Source organism: Vreelandella hamiltonii (assembly GCF_014651775.1).
Taxonomy (GTDB): domain Bacteria; phylum Pseudomonadota; class Gammaproteobacteria; order Pseudomonadales; family Halomonadaceae; genus Vreelandella; species Vreelandella hamiltonii.
In genome coordinates this window covers 1-1,916 of sequence record NZ_BMXN01000053.1, presented here as the reverse complement: position 1 = coordinate 1,916, position 1,916 = coordinate 1, and the positions used below count along the sequence as shown (strand labels likewise).

The 1,916-nt window shown below is 56.7% G+C and carries 1 protein-coding gene; it reads left to right on the top strand.

The window, feature by feature from the left end; all coding sequences use genetic code 11:
- The first annotated feature begins 191 nt into the window (after nt 1–191).
- Complete coding sequence (locus tag IE091_RS18285; RefSeq protein ID WP_189464324.1) at nt 192–1,892, top strand: sensor histidine kinase; 1,701 nt, start codon at nt 192–194, stop codon at nt 1,890–1,892.
- Nucleotides 1,893–1,916 lie beyond the last annotated feature (24 nt).

Here is a 1,916-nt window from a genome sequence, read left to right as displayed (position 1 = left end):
TTTCATCGGAGTGGCTCTGTCAGCGGGTGTTGGACGACAGGTCAGATTTTACCTCGTCGGTGGCTATGAGGCAGCTCCGACGGGATTTATGCAGCGTTTCCTTAATGCATAGAGTTAAACATGTTGAAGGATATCAAACGCTCCGTAAGCGTCGGGTCAAGGGTGTGTGAAAGCCAATTGAGAGGTTGACCATGGTGGAGAGTGAACAGGCTCGGCTTCAGGCACTGCATGATCTGGCGCTATTGGATACGCCACCCGAAGAGCGCTTCGATCGCTTTACACGGCTCGCCGTTCAGCTATTTGGGGTCGATATCGCGCTGGTTTCTCTGGTCGACGAGCAGCGGCAGTGGTTCAAGTCCCGTCAGGGGTTCGTGTTGACGCAGACCTGTCGAGAAGAGTCTTTCTGCGCTCATGCCATTCAAACCGATGGCATCTTCGAAGTCGAAGACGCCAGCCTGGATCCACGTTTTCGCCAGAACGTGCTGGTGACCACGCGAGGTGGAATACGTTTCTATGCCGGTATGCCACTGACGACGTCAGACGGCTTTCGCGTGGGTACGTTGTGCATCATTCACCCTGAACCTCGCCATTTGTCCCTTTCCGAACGTCAGGCACTGCTCGATTTGGCGGCGTGTGTCGAAGAAGAAATCAATCGCACTGCCTTGGAGCAGGAACTGGCCGCCATTCGGCGCGCCCGTGAGCGGCTTCAGCAGGCCGAACAGCAGCAGCGCCGCTTGGTCAGCGCCCTGACCGCCTTGAACGAAATCAGCACATCGTCTGCCCTGAGCCTTTCGGACCAGCTCAATGCCAGCCTGGCGTTGGGGTGCGATTATCTGGGGATGCAGATCGGTATCGTCAGCCGCGTCGAGCAGGGCGTGTTCGAGGTCGTGGCGGTGCAGGCGCCTCATGACGTACCGCTGAACGCTGGCCAATGCCTGCCGCTGGCCAATACCTACTGTGACATGACGCTACAGCAGCCGGGCGTGCTGGCCTTCGAACACGCCAGTGAAGGTAACGCTCGGCACCACCCTTGCTATAGCGCGTTTGGCCTGGAAGCCTACATTGGTAATGCCATTAGCCTGGGGGATCAAATTTTCGGCACCATCAGTTTTTCATCGGCAGCGCCGCGGGCGCAGGCATTTGCCAAGAGTGACGAGCTGTTCCTGAAACTGCTCAGTCGCTGGGTCGGGGCCACCCTGGACCGCCAGCGTGTCGATGCCATGAAAAACGAATTCGTCTCTACCGTGAGCCACGAGCTGCGTACGCCGCTGACGGCCATGACCGGCAGCATCAAGCTGGTCATGGCGGGCGCCACGGGTGCGGTGCCCCAGCACACACAGCAGATGCTGGCGCTGGCACTGAAAAACGGCGAGCGCCTGGCACGCTTGATCAATGATCTACTGGATATTGATCAGCTGCTGGCAGGCAAGCTGCATTTTGTGTGTCAGCCGCAACCCCTGAGTGTATTGCTGAACGCGGCTGTTGATGAAAATCGGTCCTGCGCGGCGGAGTATGGCGTTACCCTGGTCGTGGAACCCTTGATGCAGGAGCATTGGATCAAGGTGGATACGCTGCGATTTCAGCAGGTCATGACGCATTTGCTCTCCAACGCTGCTAAATTTTCTTTATCTGGCGGGCGCGTCACTATATTTTGTGAGGAGCATGATAAAAACGTGCGAATCAACGTTCAGGATACGGGTTGCGGTATTCCTGACGATTTCAAGCCGAGGGTTTTTCAGAAGTTCTCGCAGGCAGATTCCAGTGACCGGCGCGTTAAGGGAGGTACGGGTTTGGGACTTTCGATTTGCAAGGGAGTTATTGTCAAATTCTGTGTATGGCCGGTCAGGCGGCAGTCCTGTCTGACTGATCGGTCAAGGGTTCGCCGTCCTTGAACTGGACGTTGTTCACGACCAGCT